The organism is Jiangella gansuensis DSM 44835 (assembly GCF_000515395.1).
In the GTDB taxonomy this organism is placed as follows: domain Bacteria; phylum Actinomycetota; class Actinomycetes; order Jiangellales; family Jiangellaceae; genus Jiangella; species Jiangella gansuensis.
Genome location: NZ_KI911782.1, coordinates 3,877,149 through 3,892,646, shown reverse-complemented (window position 1 = coordinate 3,892,646; position 15,498 = coordinate 3,877,149). Strand labels below are relative to the sequence as shown.

Annotated in this window: 14 protein-coding genes and 1 tRNA gene; 5 read left to right on the top strand and 10 right to left on the bottom strand. The window is 70.3% G+C overall.

All coding sequences use genetic code 11. The annotated features are described in order from the left end of the window. Positions 1-7: 7 nt before the first annotated feature. The 4 genes from iolB to JIAGA_RS0118290 are packed head-to-tail and all read right to left on the bottom strand — an operon-like array spanning position 8 to position 3,890. Positions 8-901 (bottom strand): 5-deoxy-glucuronate isomerase, encoded by an 894-nt coding sequence (gene iolB, locus JIAGA_RS30715; RefSeq protein WP_051426242.1) that lies wholly within the window; start codon positions 899-901, stop codon positions 8-10. A gap of 39 nt (positions 902-940) precedes the next feature. Next, positions 941-1,828 carry a Cgl0159 family (beta/alpha)8-fold protein gene (locus JIAGA_RS0118300; protein WP_026876783.1) on the bottom strand — a complete coding sequence of 296 codons (888 nt, stop codon included), beginning with the start codon at positions 1,826-1,828 and terminating at the stop codon, positions 941-943. 59 nt (positions 1,829-1,887) lie between these two features. Further along, the gene (iolC, locus tag JIAGA_RS30710) at positions 1,888-2,895 is read right to left on the bottom strand and encodes a 5-dehydro-2-deoxygluconokinase (RefSeq protein WP_084469775.1); all 1,008 of its coding nucleotides are present in this window, start codon (positions 2,893-2,895) and stop codon (positions 1,888-1,890) included. Further along, a complete protein-coding gene (locus tag JIAGA_RS0118290) occupies positions 2,892-3,890 on the bottom strand; it encodes a Gfo/Idh/MocA family protein (RefSeq protein ID WP_026876782.1) in 999 nt (332 codons plus the stop codon). Before JIAGA_RS0118290 ends, iolC begins: the two co-directional genes overlap by 4 nt. 168 nt (positions 3,891-4,058) lie before the next feature. Between JIAGA_RS0118290 and JIAGA_RS0118285 the strand changes: the two genes are divergently transcribed. The 5 genes from JIAGA_RS0118285 (at position 4,059) to JIAGA_RS0118265 (ending at position 9,455) form a co-directional block, all read left to right on the top strand. After that, entirely contained in the window at positions 4,059-5,096 is a 1,038-nt protein-coding gene (locus tag JIAGA_RS0118285) for a LacI family DNA-binding transcriptional regulator (protein ID WP_026876781.1), read from the top strand. Positions 5,097-6,144: 1,048 nt separating this feature from the next. Next, positions 6,145-7,296 carry a Gfo/Idh/MocA family protein gene (locus tag JIAGA_RS0118280; protein ID WP_026876780.1) on the top strand — a complete coding sequence of 384 codons (1,152 nt, stop codon included), beginning with the start codon at positions 6,145-6,147 and terminating at the stop codon, positions 7,294-7,296. Next, positions 7,293-8,462 (top strand): dihydrodipicolinate synthase family protein, encoded by a 1,170-nt coding sequence (locus JIAGA_RS0118275; RefSeq protein WP_026876779.1) that lies wholly within the window; start codon positions 7,293-7,295, stop codon positions 8,460-8,462. The genes JIAGA_RS0118280 and JIAGA_RS0118275 overlap by 4 nt, the downstream gene beginning before the upstream one ends. 2 nt (positions 8,463-8,464) lie before the next feature. Then, the gene (locus tag JIAGA_RS0118270) at positions 8,465-9,283 is read left to right on the top strand and encodes a sugar phosphate isomerase/epimerase family protein (protein ID WP_035812684.1); all 819 of its coding nucleotides are present in this window, start codon (positions 8,465-8,467) and stop codon (positions 9,281-9,283) included. Positions 9,284-9,379: 96 nt separating this feature from the next. Beyond that, positions 9,380-9,455: transfer RNA gene (locus JIAGA_RS0118265), tRNA-Asn, on the top strand. Between the two features lie 54 nt (positions 9,456-9,509). Here JIAGA_RS0118265 and JIAGA_RS30705 read toward each other — a convergent pair. From JIAGA_RS30705 to JIAGA_RS30695, 6 genes are all read right to left on the bottom strand, one after another. Beyond that, on the bottom strand, positions 9,510-10,607 hold the full coding sequence (locus tag JIAGA_RS30705) for a site-specific integrase (RefSeq protein ID WP_051426241.1): 1,098 nt from the start codon (positions 10,605-10,607) through the stop codon (positions 9,510-9,512). Positions 10,608-10,674: 67 nt separating this feature from the next. Beyond that, positions 10,675-11,937: an IS256 family transposase gene (locus JIAGA_RS0118255; protein WP_026876777.1), complete on the bottom strand. Its 1,263-nt coding sequence runs from the start codon at positions 11,935-11,937 to the stop codon at positions 10,675-10,677. 147 nt (positions 11,938-12,084) lie between these two features. Then, a complete protein-coding gene (locus tag JIAGA_RS0118250) occupies positions 12,085-12,273 on the bottom strand; it encodes a helix-turn-helix transcriptional regulator (RefSeq protein WP_026876776.1) in 189 nt (62 codons plus the stop codon). 72 nt (positions 12,274-12,345) lie between these two features. After that, a complete protein-coding gene (locus tag JIAGA_RS30700) occupies positions 12,346-13,764 on the bottom strand; it encodes a replication initiator (protein ID WP_051426240.1) in 1,419 nt (472 codons plus the stop codon). A gap of 4 nt (positions 13,765-13,768) precedes the next feature. Continuing rightward, positions 13,769-13,933: a hypothetical protein gene (locus JIAGA_RS34705; RefSeq protein WP_157553309.1), complete on the bottom strand. Its 165-nt coding sequence runs from the start codon at positions 13,931-13,933 to the stop codon at positions 13,769-13,771. Then, entirely contained in the window at positions 13,930-15,495 is a 1,566-nt protein-coding gene (locus JIAGA_RS30695) for an FtsK/SpoIIIE domain-containing protein (RefSeq protein WP_051426239.1), read from the bottom strand. The genes JIAGA_RS34705 and JIAGA_RS30695 overlap by 4 nt, the downstream gene beginning before the upstream one ends. Between the last annotated feature and the right edge of the window lie 3 nt (positions 15,496-15,498).

Sequence of the window (15,498 nt, the reverse complement as noted above, 5' to 3'; positions counted from 1 at the left end):
CCCGTGATCATCGGCTTTCGACCCCGTCATGGCGGGGTGGATCGCCGACGATCATGGGCAGTCTCGGGTCCGGGGCCTGTTCCGCCCACTCGTCGCGGACCCAGGCGTGCGCCGGGTCGTCGCTGATCAGCCACTCGCGGGTGGCGCCCGGGCCGGCCATCACGTTCAGGTAGTACAGGTGATAGCCGGGCGCGGCGACCGACGGCCCGTGCCAGCCGTGCGGCACCAGCACGACGTCGCCGGTGCGCACCTCCGCCAGCACATCGATGGGGCGGTCGTCGGTGCCGTAGACGCGGTGGTAGCCGAAGCCGCGCTCGTCGCTGACCTCGAAGTAGTAGATCTCCTCCAGCTCCGACTCCTCGCCGGGCCGGTCCTCGTCGTGCTTGTGCGGCGGATACGACGACCAGTTGCCCGCCGGCGTGATCACCTCGACTGCGATCAGCCGGTCGGCCTCGAAGGTGTCCGCGGAGCCGAAGTTGTGCACCTCGCGGGTGGAGTTGCCGGCGCCGCGGATCTCGACGACGACGTCCTGCGCGGGCAGGTACCGCGTGGACAGCCGGTTGGCGCACGGCGCCGCGGGCAGGGCGATCCGGGTGCCGTCGCCGTCCGTCCCGATCACGACGGAGACGTCGCGCGGCACGTACACGGTGTCGGTCGGTCCGCTGAACACGTTCGGACGCCCGGTCAGCTCGAACCGCTCGCCGTCGACGGTGACCGTGCACCCGCCGGACAGCGGCAGCACGAACAGTTCCTCGTCACGGCTGCTGAACTCGTGCTTCTGCCCGGCGTCGAGCGACAGCACCCGCAGCGACGTCCACCGCCAGCCGCCGACGGTGCCCGGCGTCAGCTCGGTCGCGTACGGGCCGCGGGCCGCGCTGCCGGCCGGCCAGTAGTGCTTCATGTCATGCTCCCTCGCCACCATGTCGACTGCTCCGCCACCTCACAACAGGCTCACCGCGGTGTCGACCGCCGCCGCCACGTCACCGTCCGGCGGGTAGAGCAGCGTGCGGCCGACCACCAGGCCCATCGCCGTCGGCAGCCGCAGCACCTTCTCCCATTGCCGGAACGCCGCGTCCGGGTCCTCCGGGACCTCACCGCCCAGCAGTACCGCCGGCAACGTGGACGCCGACAGCACCCGCTCCATGCCGTCCGGGTCGTCGTCGACCACCGGCAGCTTCAGCCAGGTGTACGCCGACGTGGTGCCCAGGCCCGCGGCCACCGTCACCGACCGGACCACCGCCTCGGTGGACAGGTCGTTGCGCAGCCGGCCGTCGACGCGGTGCGAGATGAACGGCTCGACCAGCGCGATCCTCCGGCGGGCGGCGAGCGAGTCGACGGCCTGCGCACACGCCTGCATGGTGGCCGGGGTGGCAGGGTCCTCGGGGTCGATGCGAAGCAGCATCTTGCCCATCTCGAAGCCCATCGTCTCGATGGCGGCGGCGTCATAGCCGGTGAACCGGTCGTCGATCTCGAAGACGGTGCCGGCGAGCCCGGCCCGGTTCATCGAGCCGACCACCACCTTGTCGTCGAGCGCGCCGAGCAGCAACAAGTCCTCGAGCACGTCCGCGGTGCCGAGCACGCCATTCACGCCGGGCCGGCCGAGCGCCACGACGAGCCGGTCCAGCAGCTCGGCGCGGTCGGCCATGGCCAGTGGGTCCTTCCCGGCACGCAGCGCGCCGCGAGCCGGATGGTCCGCAGCGATCACCATGAGTTTGCCGGTCGGCCCGAGCAGGCTGTCCGGGCGCGAGCGCCGCGCGGCCGCCTCGGCGACGGCGTCCGGCCGGTGGATGCGCGTGTCCACGAGAGTGCGCAGGCGGTCAGCGGACATCGGCATCCTCGATCAACCCCTCCGATGTCGGGTGATGCGAACAGCGCAAACCGTTCATTTCAGCCTCGATCCCTGGACCGAGGACTCCGGGAGACCTTCGGCCCCCCATCGCCCATCGGTGTCGTATCACCCGACAGGAATGCGGTGACCTCGGCCGTCGTCGGCATCGCCTCGGAGCAGGCCAGCCGGGTGGCGACGATGGCGCCGGCGGCGTTCGCGAAGCGCACGCATTCGTCCAGCGGGCGCTCGTCGAGCAGGGTGTGGCACAGCGCGCCGCCGAACGCGTCGCCCGCGCCCAGGCCGTTGAGGACGTCGACGGGAATCGGCGGGACGTCGTAGGCGCCGGTGTCGTCGACCGCGAGCACGCCCTTCGGGCCCTGCTTGACGACGGCGGTGGCGACGCCGTGGTCCTCGCGCAGCGCCCGGGCGGCCGCGGCCGGTTCGCGGGTGCCGACGGCCGTCTCGCATTCGTCCAGGTTTCCGACGGCGACGGTGACGTGCCGCAGCGCCTGCTGGACGACCTCGCGAGCGGCTTCTCTCGACGGCCAGAACATCGGCCGGTAGTCCAGGTCGAGAACGGTGATGCCGCGTTTTCCGCGTGCTTCGAGCGCGGCGAGCGTCGCGGACCGGCTGGGCTCCTGGCACAGGCCGGTGACGGTGGCCCAGAAGATGTCGGCGTCCCGGACGGCGTCGAGGTCGAGCTCGTCGGCGCGGATCTGCAGATCCGGCGCTGTGGGGGTGCGCCCGTAGAAGTAGATCGGGAAGTCGTCCGGCGGGAAGATCTCGCACAGCGTCACCGGCGTGGCCAGATCGTCCACAGCGGTGACGAAGCGGTCGTCGACGCCGTACCCGGTGAGGGCCCGGTGCACGAACCGGCCCAGCGGGTCGTCGCCGGTCCGGGTGACGACGGCGGAGCGCCGGCCGTGCCGGGCCGCCGCGACCGCGACGTTCGTGGCCGAGCCGCCCAGGTACTTGGTGAACGTGGTGACGTCCTCCAGCCCCACCCCGGCCTGGTTCGGGTAGATGTCGACACCCACCCGCCCGATGGTCAGCACTTCGAAAGTCATACCTTCACCTCAGTGAGCCTGACGACGCGGCCTTCGTTGCGCGACAGGGTGGCGGCCTCGGCGACGTAGAAGCTCTCCAGCGCGTCGGCGACGGTGCACGGGCTCTCACGCTCGCCGCGGGCGACGTCGACGAAGGCGCTGATCTCGGCCTCGTAGGCGGGCCGGAACCGGCTCCAGAACTCACGGAAGGGGTCGCCGGCCGGGAACGTCACACCGGGCTCGGCCGACACCAGCGCGGCGTGGTCGTCCAGCCCGACGGCGTGGGTCGCGGACGTTCCGGCGACCTCCATGCGCACGTCGTAGCCGCCGCCGTTGTAGCGCGAACCCTGCAGAGTGGCCAGTGTGCCGTCGTCGAGGGTGAGAACCGCGGCGGACTCGTCGACGTCGCCGCTGGTGGCGAAGACCTCGGCGCCGCGGTTCGCGCCGACCGCGTACACGGACACGACCTCGCGGCCGGTGACCCAGCGCAGGATGTCGAAGTCGTGGATGTGGCAGTCGCGGAAGATGCCGCCGGAGGTCGGCACGTACGAGGGGTGCGGCGGCTCGGCGTCGGCGGTGATCAGGTGCACGCGGCGCAGCTCACCGATCGTCTTGTCCTGGACGGCCTGCCGCGCCGCCACGTAGCCGGCATCGAACCGGCGCTGGAAGCCGATCTGGTTGGGCACGCCCGCCGACTCGACCGCGGCCAGCACCTCGAGCGTCCCGGCGATGTCCGCGGCGACCGGCTTCTCGCAGAACACTGGCAACCCGGCCCGCGCCGCGGCGATCATCAGCTCCGCGTGTGCGGCGGTCGCGGCGGCGATGACGACGGCGTCGACGTCACGGAAGGCCTCGTCCGCGCCGGCGGCCGCCTCGACTCCGAGTTCGTCGGCGACTTTGCGGGCCCGTGCGGAATCGGCATCGGCGACCCGCACCGACGTCACCGCGGGATGATCCCGGACCACCTGGGCGTGAGCCGCACCGATGCGTCCCACGCCGACGAAACCGACCCGCATGCCGCGCCCTCCCGGAGCCGTCGAGTTTGTCCTGACAATTTAACATGCTGTCTAACGGTGGGACAGTACGGTTCGGGCGCTCCGGACGCGACGCCGGCCCGCCAACCGCACCGGACGCCCGGCAGCGGTCTATCGTGGAAGACGCATTCCACCGTGGACAGGAGAACCATGGCCGAGCAACAGCGCGGTTCGGTCACGCTCATGGAGGTCGCGGCCCGGGCCGGGGTTTCGCTCGCGACCGCCTCGCGCGCCTTGAACGGCAGCACCCGCAAGGTCGGCGACGACCTCCGCGAACGGGTGCTCGCGGCCGCGCGCAGCCTCAACTACGCCCCCAACGCGCAGGCGCAGGCCATGGCGCGCGGGCAGACCAACGTCGTCGGGCTGGTGGTCCAGGACATCGCCGACCCCTACTTCTCCTCCATCGCCGCCGGCGTCATGGGCGCCGCCGAGGGCCACCAGGTGCTGGTCACGCTCGGCAGCACGCTGCGCCGGTCCGAGCGCGAAGTCGACTACCTGGTCGCCGCCCGCGGCCAGCGCAGCCGCGCGGTCATCCTCGCCGGCAGCCGCATCGACGGCGACGAGTGCGCCCAGGCGCTGCGCCGCGAGGTCGAGATCTTCGAGAACGCCGGCGGAACCGTCGTCGCCATCTCGCAGAAGCAGCTACCGGTCGACACGGTCGTCATCGAGAACCGTCTCGGCGCCCGCGACCTCGCCGGTGAGCTGGTCGCACTCGGCTACCGCAGGTTCGGCGTGCTCGCCGGCCCCGACCCGATGCTCACCGCCCGCGACCGGGTGCACGGCTTCCGCGACGGGCTCGGGCGGCACGGCCTCGACCTCGACCCGGCGTACGTCGTGCCCGGCGCGTTCACCCGCGACGGCGGCTACGAGGCGATGCAGACGCTCCTGGCCCGCGAAAGCGAGCTGGACTGCGTCTTCGCCGTCAACGACGTGATGGCCGTCGGCGCCATGGCGGCCTGCCGCGAGCGCGGCCTGAGCGTCCCCGGCGACCTCGGCCTGGCCGGGTTCGACGACATCAGCACGCTGCGCGACGTCTACCCCGCACTGACCACGGTCCGGCTGCCGCTGGAGAAGGTCGGCGCGACGGCATTCGACCTCGTCCTGAGCGCGCCCGAGCGCACTAAGCCCCGCACGCGGCGCATCAAGGGCGAGGTCGTCCTGCGCCAGAGCACCCGCCGCGTGACCTGACCCCGCACCCGCCGGCCCCGGGTCCGCCCCGGGTCCGCCCCTTCCAAATGATCACGTTCGGCAGGGGTGTTCCCGCCGCACCATGGATGCTTGCCTGCCGGAGCGGGAGTTCGCCTGCCGTTGGCCGCCTGGCCGCCTGGCTGCCTGGCCGCGTGCGACGGTTGCCCGGCTGGAGGGTTGCCGTTGGAAGACGCGTGCCGCCTGGGCACGGATACGGGCTGCGCGGACCGATCACGCGGCTCGCGCCTTGGTACGCGATATCGCTCCCCGAACCGGGACAAACTGGACTCTCGAGCGATGAGTTCGCGTACCAAGGCGCCGATATCGCGTGCCAAGGTGCACGAGCGACTCCGCCCCAGGGCACAGGGGTCGCCTGCAGGAGTCCGCGGCCAGCCGGCCACCGCCCACATGTGTCGTCGCCGGGTCACGTAGCGGGCCTTCAGGTCACGTCACTCGCCTCGGAGGCCGTACCGGACGGTGAAAACGCCAGAGTCCGACCGCGTGGCGAGTGACGTGACCCGAAACGCTGCACAGTAGGCGCGGCAACCTGGCCTGTGAGCCACCACCGGGAACGACGATGTGAAGCTCGCTGGGTGTGCGACGAGACAGGGTCTCGCCTGGGGTCGTGAGGCGTCGCGGCGAACGGTGTTCTCGTCGCGGTGAACGACCTGATCGCTGCTCGCCACGATGTGACAGCACTGTCGTCCCCACGACAGCGACGCCGCATCGTTCCACGCAGCGATCTCACACCCCTTTCCTTCCGACCTCGCCCCTTCCCACCGATCCCCGGACGTGACCACCCCACGGATGCGCCAAGAGCGCCCCAAACGATCACGTTCGGCATGGGTGTTCCCGCTTCACCAGGCATGCTTGCCGCGTGACCCTGGAGGACGCCCGATGACGTCCGCGGCCGCCCGACACCCCCCAGATTTAGGCGGGCCGGCCGACAAATTCACTACCTCGCAACATCACCGACACGCCGGAGCTTGCCAGGCTGAGCCGACCTCCCTTACGGTTAATGGGCAAGCGCTTTCCCACAGGAGGTGGCATGGCAGTCAAGTCGCTCGGTGTCGTGATGAACGGCGTCACCGGCCGGATGGGATACCGGCAGCATCTGGTCCGGTCGATCATCGCGATCAACGAGCAGGGTGGGGTCGAGCTGTCCGACGGCTCGCGGGTCACCCTCGCACCGGTACTCGTCGGGCGTAACGCGGAGAAGCTGCGCGAGATCGCCGACCGACACGGCCTCGACCAGTGGACCACCGACCTCGACGCGGCCCTCGGTGACTCGGCGAACGAGGTGTACTTCGACGCCCAGCTGACGTCGGTGCGAGAGAAGTCGATCGTCAAGGCGATCGACGCCGGCAAGCACATCTACACCGAGAAGCCGGTGTCGGAGACGGTCGACGGCGCGCTCGCCCTGGCCAAGCAGGCCAAGGCCGCCGGGGTGAAGAACGGCGTCGTCCACGACAAGCTGTTTCTGCCGGGCCTGCTCAAGCTGCGCCGCCTGGTCGACAGCGGCTTCTTCGGCCGCATCCTCTCCGTCCGCGGCGAGTTCGGGTACTGGGTCTTCGAGGGCGACTGGCAGGAGGCGCAGCGGCCCAGCTGGAACTACCGCGCCGAGGACGGGGGCGGCATCGTCGTCGACATGTTCTGCCACTGGGACTACGTCCTGACGAACCTGTTCGGACGGATCGAGGCGGTGACGGCGCGCGCGGTCACCCACATCCCGCAGCGCTGGGACGAGAAGGGCGAGCCCTACGAGGCCACCGCCGACGATGCCGCCTATGCCATCTTCGAGCTGGCCGACGGCGTGATCGCCCAGTTCAACTCGTCCTGGACGGTTCGGGTGCATCGCGACGAACTGCTGGAACTGCAGGTCGACGGCACGCACGGCAGCGCCGTCGCGGGGCTGCACCACTGCGTCGTCCAGCCGCGTATCTCGACCCCACGGCCCACCTGGAACCCGGATCTCGCGGACCCGCAGCCCTATCGCGACCAGTGGCAGGACGTCCCCGACAACGTCACTCCGGAGAACGGGTTCAAGGCCCAGTGGGAGCAGTTCGTCCGGCACGTCGTCGAGGACGCACCCCACTCGTACGACTTCCTGGCCGGTGCCCGCGGTGTGCGGCTCGCCCAGGCGGGGCTGGAGTCGTCGGCGCAGGGGCGGCGGATCGAACTGCCGGAGCTGTCGCTGTGAGCGGCGGGGTTTCGGTGCGGCTGCCCGGGCCGGACGGCGCGCTGCGTGAGCACGTCCTGTCCGCGCCGCGGGACTGGACCCGGCCGGCCGAACCGTTCCGGTCGCGGGTGGCGTTCGCCGCCGCGCACGTCGTCGCCGACCCCCTCGGCGAGAACGTGCCGGGCGCTCCCGCCGTCGTCGATTGGGACCACACCCTGGGGTTCCGGCGGCACCTGTGGTCGTACGGCCTGGGTGTGGCCGAGGCCATGGACACCGCGCAGCGCGGCATGGGTCTCGACTGGGCCGCCACGCAGGAGTTGATCCGGCGCAGTTCGGCCGAGGCACGCGCCGCAGGCGGCCGGATCGCAGCCGGTGTCGGCACCGACCACCTGACCGAACCGGCTCGCGACCTCGACGAGGTGGCGGCCGCGTACGAGACCCAGCTCGAGGTGGTCGACGACGCCGGCGCCCAGGTCATCCTGATGGCCAGCCGCCAGCTCGCAGCCGTCGCCGGCGGACCGGACGACTATCGCAAGGTCTACGACCGCCTGCTCACGCAGGCGCCGTCGCCGGTCATCCTGCACTGGCTGGGCCCCATGTTCGACCCGGCGTTGGCCGGCTACTGGGGCGCCGACGACGTCGAGGTGGCCACCGAGCACGTCGTCGGGCTGATCCGCGACCACACGGCGACGGTCGACGGCATCAAGGTGTCGCTGCTCGACGCGGACCTGGAGCGCCGGGTACGCGCGCAGCTCCCGGACGGCGTCCGCCTCTACACCGGCGACGACTTCAACTATCCGGAACTCATCCGCGGCGACGACGACGGCCGCTCCAGCGATGCGCTGCTCGGAATCTTCGCCGCGATCGCTCCGGCCGCGTCGGGCGCGTTGCAGGCGCTGGACCGCGGCGACCTGGCCGCGTACGAGGCGGCGTTCGCGCCGACCGTACCGCTGGCCCGTCAGGTCTTCGGGGCGCCCACCTATTACTACAAGGCCGGCATCGCGTTCCTGGCCTGGCTGTCCGGGCTGCAGCCGGGGTTCACGATGGTCGGCGGGCTGCAGAGCGCCCGGTCCCTCCCCCACCTGGTGACGACGTTCGAGCTGGCCGACGCCGCCGGACTGCTGCCGGACCCGGAGCTGGCCGCCGCCCGGATGACGGCACTGCTGACCACGTACGGAGTGATGTGACGATGCGGCGGCTGGCACTGAACCAGAAGACGACGAACCGGTGGTCGGTCCAGGAAGCCGTCGACGGGTGCGTCCGGGCCGGCCTGGAATGGATCGGCCTGTGGCGGGAGCCGGTGCACGAAGCCGGGCTCGCGACTTCAGCCCAGCTGGTCGCGGACGCCGGGCTGAAGGTTTCGTCGCTGTGCCGGGGCGGATTCATCACCGCGCTGCCCGGGCCGGAACGCGACGCCGCGCTGGCCGACAACCGGCGCGCCATCGACGAAGCGGCAGCCTTGGGTACCGACTGCCTGGTCATGGTGGTCGGCGGGCTCCCGGACGGGTCGCGGAACCTGCCAGGCGCCCGGGCCCGGGTGGCCGACGGCATCGCGGACCTGGTGCCGCACGCCCAGCAGGCCGGGGTCCGGCTGGCACTGGAGCCCATGCACCCCATCTACTGCGCCGACCGCGGCGTCCTGTCGACGCTGGACGAGGCGCTCGACATGGCGTCTCCCTTCCCGGCCGACGCGGTGGGCGTCGTCGTCGACACCTTCCACGTCTGGTGGGACCCCCGGGTCGAGGCCGCGATCGCGCGGGCCGGCGAGCGGATCGCCAGCTTCCAGGTGTGCGACTGGATCACCCCGCTCCCACCGGACGCGCTGCTCGCACGCGGCATGATGGGTGACGGCCACATCGACTTCCAGGCCCTGCGCCGCCACGTCGAGGCCGCCGGCTACGACGGCCCCATCGAGGTCGAGATCTTCAACGCCGACGTCTGGGCCGCCGACCCCGACGAGGTCGTCGCGCTGATGCGCAAGCGGTACGAAGAGCACGTCCTGGACTGATCGTTCCCAGGCTGCCAGGCCCTCCGAACCGATTGGGAACGAGGGCCCTTCTCCTGGTAAGGTTCAGCGTCGGCTGGGGCGTTCAGTTCCACCCGATCCCGCATAGCTCAATTGGCAGAGCATCTGACTGTTAATCAGAGGGTTCCTGGTTCGAGTCCAGGTGCGGGAGCCAAACCCCAAGCTCACAGGCCACAGGCCCATTAGGCCGGCACCGGGTGGCCACAACTTACCCACAGTTTTCCTCCCCGGCCGCTACGCCGAGCACACGTTCCAGCGCCTCGGCCGCAGCGGGGTTCAGCACGCGCCGGCCCATGTACACGTCCTGAGTCATCGACGGTCGGGCGTGGCCGAGCTGGTCGGCGACCTGCCGCGCCGAGTGGCCTGCATCGTCCAGGACGGTGGCCGTCGTCTTCCGGTAGGCGTGCGAGGTGATCCACGACATGACCTCCTCTCCCCTGGCGTCCCGGATGGCCCGGCTCGTGTTGGACGGGTCACGGAACCCACCCTGGGTGTCCGGGAACACCGGCTTGTCGAGCTGCGTGCCGGGCACAAAGCGACGGCGCAACATCGCGACCCCGAGCGGCGGCAGGAGCAACAGTCGCTCGTTGCGGTTCTTCGTCCACTTGCGCAACAGGCCCTCACCGCGCACGCGGATGATCGTGTGCGTGATCTCGACCGTCCCCGCCGCCAGGTCTACCTGACTCCACAGCACCGCCAATGCCTCACCGATACGGCAGCCGGTCGACAGCATGAACACCGTCAGGTCGACCAGATCACGCCGCACAGCCCGCTCGTCGCCTCTGAGCGCCGTCAACCATGCTCCGACCTCACCGTCATTCAGCGCCCGCGCCTGCTTCGAGCGGGTCTCGATCTGTTCGACCTCGCGGACCGGATTCGCGAAGACAGCACCTCGGCGCACGGCCAGGCCCATGATCCCGGAGATGACGCTCCGGCAGGTCTTGGCCGTCGGTCCACCGGCATCGGTCGCGATCTTGCCGATGACGCGGTCCAGCAGCGGCGTGGTGACCTCCCCGAGACGGACCTCAGCCAGAGCCGGCAGCACGTGGTTCTTCAAGTGCTTCCGGTACGTGTCCAGCGAGCCCGGCGAGCGCTTGTCGGCCTCGACCTGCTTGCGGAACCGCTCCAACCACAGATCCGCAGCGTCGGAGAACCGGTGCGTGGCCGTCAGCTCTCCCCCACGGCCACCCTTGGCACGTTCGGTCAGCTTCGTCCGCAGAGCGTTCGTCGCGGCCGTCTTGGTCTTGCCGTGCGCTTCAACCGGACGCGTTCGGCCGTCGAAGTCCCGATAGAGCGTCCGGGCCACGTGACGGACCGGTTTACCGGCGTCATCGGGTGTGTCTGATTAACGGTGGATCCGGTCTTGGCATCGGCTAGTTTCCGGTTGGTGTGATGCGGCCTTCGAACGTGATCGCGAACGCGTTGAGGGCCGGTTTCCACCTCATGGCCCATCGTGCCCGGCCTCGGCCGGTCGGGTCCAGCGACCGGGTCACCAGGTAGAGGCACTTCAGGGCGGCCTGTTCGGTGGGGAAGTGTCCGCGGGCGCGGATCGCGCGTCGGTAGCGGGCGTTGATCGACTCGATCGCGTTGGTCGAGCAGATCACCCGCCGGATCTCCTGGTCGTAGTCCAGGAACGGCACAAACTCCGACCAGGCGTTCTCCCACAACCGCACGATGGCCGGGTACTGCTGCCCCCAGCTGGCGGCGAACTCGTTCCAGCGTTCTTTGGCCGCGGCCTCCGAAGGTGCGGTGTAGACCGGTTTGAGCTCGCGTGACATCTGGTCCCAGTACCGGCGGGAGGCGTACCGGAACGTGTTGCGCAGCAGGTGGATGATGCAGGTCTGCACGATCGCGAGCTCCCACACGGTGGTGATCGCCTCGGGAAGCCCCTTCAAGCCGTCGCACACCACGATGCACACGTCCTGGGTGCCGCGGTTCTTGATCTCGGTCAGCACCTGCAGCCAGAACTTCGCGCCTTCACCGCCGTCGCCGGCCCACAGCCCGAGGATGTCCCGCTCGCCGGTCACGGTGACGCCGATGGCGACGTAGATCGGGCGGCTGGTGACCTGACCATCGCGGATCTTCACGTGAATGGCGTCGATGAACATCACCGGATATACGCGTTCCAGTGGCCGGGCGCACCACTCGGTCATCTCGCCGACGACCTTGTCGGTGATCCTGGAGATCGTGTCCTTGGACACCTTCGCGCCGTAGACCTCGTCGAAGTGCGCGGCGACCTCACCGGTGGTCAGGCCTTTGGCAGTCAGCGACAACACGATCTCATCGATCCCGTTCAGGCGGCGCTGCCGCTTCTTCACGATCTGCGGTTCGAACGAGGACTCGGTGTCGCGGGGGACCTCGATCTCGACCGGCCCGATCTCAGTCAGCACCGTCTTCGTGCGGGTCCCGTTGCGCGAGTTCCCGCTGTCCCGCCCGGCCCGGTCGTGCTTCTCATAGCCCAAGTGCTCGCTCATCTCCGCCTCCAGAGCGGTCTCGAGCACGTTCTTCGTCAACTGGTTGAGCAGCCCGTTCGGACCCACCAGATCGACGCCCTGCTCCTTGGCCTGCGCCAGCAACTGCTCGGCCAGCGCTTGCTGATCCACCTCGTCCGCCACGGGCTCCAGTGTCTCGGTCAAGATCAATCCTTTCCGCCAAGCACCCCTGCTCGGCGTGTCAGACCAAGACCAAGATCCACCGTTTTTCAGACAGTCCCGCGTCATCAACCTTGGCGACGTAGGTGCGGACTTTGCCCCACGTGCCGATCGGGAGCGGTGCGCGGCCCATCACGCGGCCGTCTTCTGTGCCTGGAACCAGGCCACCACGTCTGCGACCTCGTACCGGAGGCCGCGACCGACCTTCGCCGCCGGCGGACCGTAGTTCTTCCAGCGCCATTGGTAGAGGGTCGCCTTGGGCACGCGCAGGTACGCGGCGACCTCGTCCGGCGTCCAGGTCGGTTCGACCGTCTCAGTCATGGGCTTACTCCTTGTCGTTACCGGAAGATCTCCTGTTTCGGCGCCTCGAGCAGCTGCGCCGGCCTGGAAGATTTACGGCTGGGGTCGGATGCGGGTGAGGGTGTGGGTGCGGACGGCCTGGGCGGCGTCGTGGTCGGTGAGGTAGCCGCGACCGGCGTAGGTCCAGGATCCGAGCGTGATCACGGCGTCGTCGTCATCGATGGCCGCGGGGTCGAGGTCGAGCACATCCCGGACGACAGCGGTCGCGTGGAGGCGGGCGCGGCGGCGTCGCCAGGTGCGGCGGGCTTCGCGGCGGGAGCCGAAGGTGACGCCGTAAGCGCGGGACTTGGTGATCGGGTGGCCCCGGTAGCCGAGCGTGGCCAGACGCCGAGCGATCGGCCGGTAGTCCTCCGACACCGTTACCAGACGGGCGGCAGCGGCAACGATCCGGCAGGCATGGTCGGTGGCCCCGGCGTGGCGGGCGTCGGTCGCGGAGCGGATCCGCTCGGTGGCGGGGAGCCCGAACTCGGCGGTGGACTTGGTGAGGTACTTGGCCAGGTACGCGCCGATCATCGCCGGATGCGCCGGGCCGGTGCTGTTGTCGCGGCCAGCGCCGAGGGTGATGGTGCGGGCGTCGAGCTGGGCGCCCCACCGCAGCCGCAGCGTGTCCCCGCGGGGGGTGTCGGCGTCGACGAACACGTGAGCGGCGGCAGCGCGAACGGGGACGGTGATGTCGTCGGCGTCCAGGTCGAGCTGTGGGAGGCTGTCGGGTCCGGTCGGGCCGTCGAGCCTGACGACGGCGTGGAAGTGCACGACGCCCCTGGCTTGGAACTCGCACACCTTCGTGTAGGAGAGCCGAGCGCGGGCGTGAAAGTCCTTCACGGTGAGCCCGGCGGCGCGGGCGAGCTGGCGACGCAGCGCCATCGTGAAGCGCCGCCACAGCTCGGGGGCGTGCCACTGCCAGATGACGTGAGCGGTGTAGTCGTAGCAGTCCCGGCACAACGGTTGGCCCACGAACCGGTCATCCTGGTCGTGGCGGCGGGTGCACGACAGCGGCCGGCCGTGCGGACAGACGGGGCGGTCTCGGCGTGCCCGACAGGGCGTCTTGCCCTTGCCGCCCTTCTTGCCGGTTGCCCGGTGCACGGGGCCGAAGCTGGGTGCAGTGAGGGTCACGAACACCGACGGGTGCTGGCTCACCGACTCGGGGACGCCGAGCCCGCCCAGTAGCCCGGACATCAGCACGTGCCAGGCGTCGCCCTTGTACTCCCGCGAGCACGACGCACAGACCTCGGCGCGCCGGTTGCCGCAGCGCACATAGGTGTGACCGTCGTGCTCGTCGTCGGAGCTGTAGGTGCCGACGACCTCACCCGTCGCCGCGTCCACGTGCACGGACGAGCCCGTGAGGCGGATCGGGTTGGAGCACCCCCGCGTGGCCCGCTCGGCGTCCGACTGCGAGAGCCGCGCGGCGAGCTGGTCCACGTCGAGGGCGTCCAGACTTGCGGTCGAGGTCACGAAGTCAGTCCTCTTCGCAGTCGGCGCAGGTGATCTGGCCGGGCGGCACGGCGGGCTCCCACGGCATGAACAGCGTGCCGAGGGTGCCGCAGACCGCGATCGGGCCGTGGGCGGAGCGATGCCAGGCCGGATCGTTGGCGATCACGGAGCGGAACCACTGGCCGGTCATGCCGCCACCGCCTGCGGAGCATCGCCCTCGTCACCGACGTCGTCGCCGTCGTCGTTGGTGTCGGGGACGGCTTCGAGCTGCGCGGCCGGCGGGGCCGGCGGCGGGGTCGGGTGCTGCCAGGTCAGCGCGCGCACGTCGTCGTCGGTGAGGTAGGAGAACCGGACTCGGCGCGGTGTGGGGTCGCCGTCGATGAGCACGTACCCGACGCCGGGCAGTCCCCTGGGGATGGCCTCGCAGTGCCCGCCGCGTTCCCACCCGGTCTGGCCGAGCACCATCTGTGACTCTGACGCGCTGTCGAGCCGCAGCCCGATCTTGACCGGGAACAGCGACCGCTCGGGGACGGTGTCCTTGCGGGGGTCTTGGAGCAGGCCAACGATGGTGACGCCCACGGCGCGACCCTGCGTGAGGACGGTGGCTATCGCCTGGGCGAACGTCTTCTTGAGGGTCGGGAACGGCATGTACTTCGTCAGGTAGGCCAGCTCGTCGACCACGAGCACGATGAACGGCTCATCGGCGCTGGGCGTGAACTTGCGCAGCTTCCCGGCGTAGCGGGCAGCCCTGGCGGCGGACACGTCGGCGAGGTCTTCCATCACCCGCACGAGGTCGGCGGCGCGTTCCTCCCCCGGACGGTCGTCGCCCTTGTCGTAGGCCAGGCGGTGGAACAGCGCCTTGCCGAGCGCGAGCTCCATGCCGCCCTTGGGGTCGATGCCGTAAAGCTGCACCAGTCCGGCGGGGATGCCGGGGGCGAGCCCGTTGACGATCGACCACAGCACGCTGCCCTTGCCCGAGCCGGTGGCGCCGGCCACCAGGACGTGGGTGTAGAGCAGCGGCAGCCGGTAGGCGTCGATGGTCGAGTCCAGCCGCGCCACAGGCAGCGCTTGCAGGTCGAGCCGATCGACCGGGATCGGCGCGAACGGTGGCACGTCGCGGCGCAGCGGGTCCGCTCGGGGGAAGGTGATGGTGACCATGCCGGAGCGGTCGCAGTGCGCGGTCACGCGGTCGATGTATTCGGGGTGGGAGTGCCCGACGCGAAAGGCGTGCGCCAAGTGCACCACGCGGGCCAGGTACACGTCGGGAGTCTGACCGGGCAGCATCCGCACCCGCAGCTCATCCCGACCCGGCTTCGACATCACCCGGACCAGGCGCGGGGTGATGATCTCGCCGTCCTTGTCGCGGATGCCGAGGCCGCAGGCGATCGCGTGGTGACGCCACCGCCACCGATACACCAGCCCGCAGCGCAGGCAGCCGAGCAGCCACGCACCGACCGGCGCGAACGACCGGGCATGCAGGGTCCGCCACAGCGCGAGTACGACGACCGGGGCCACCACGGCGGCGGCGATCAGGGTCCAGCCGGCCACCAGGTAGTCGGCCGCGTAGACCGCACCCGTGGCGATGGTCAGGGCGGCGATGAGGATCGGGAACTTCCACACCAGCACCAGCGGCCACGCCAACAGCAGCACTGCCATCCGGGCGAGCTGGCGGGGGAACGAGTCAGGATCGGCCAGGCCCTTGGCGAACGTCGCGGCCTGGGCCGGCGTGATCGGATTGACGGGAGCAGGCATCGG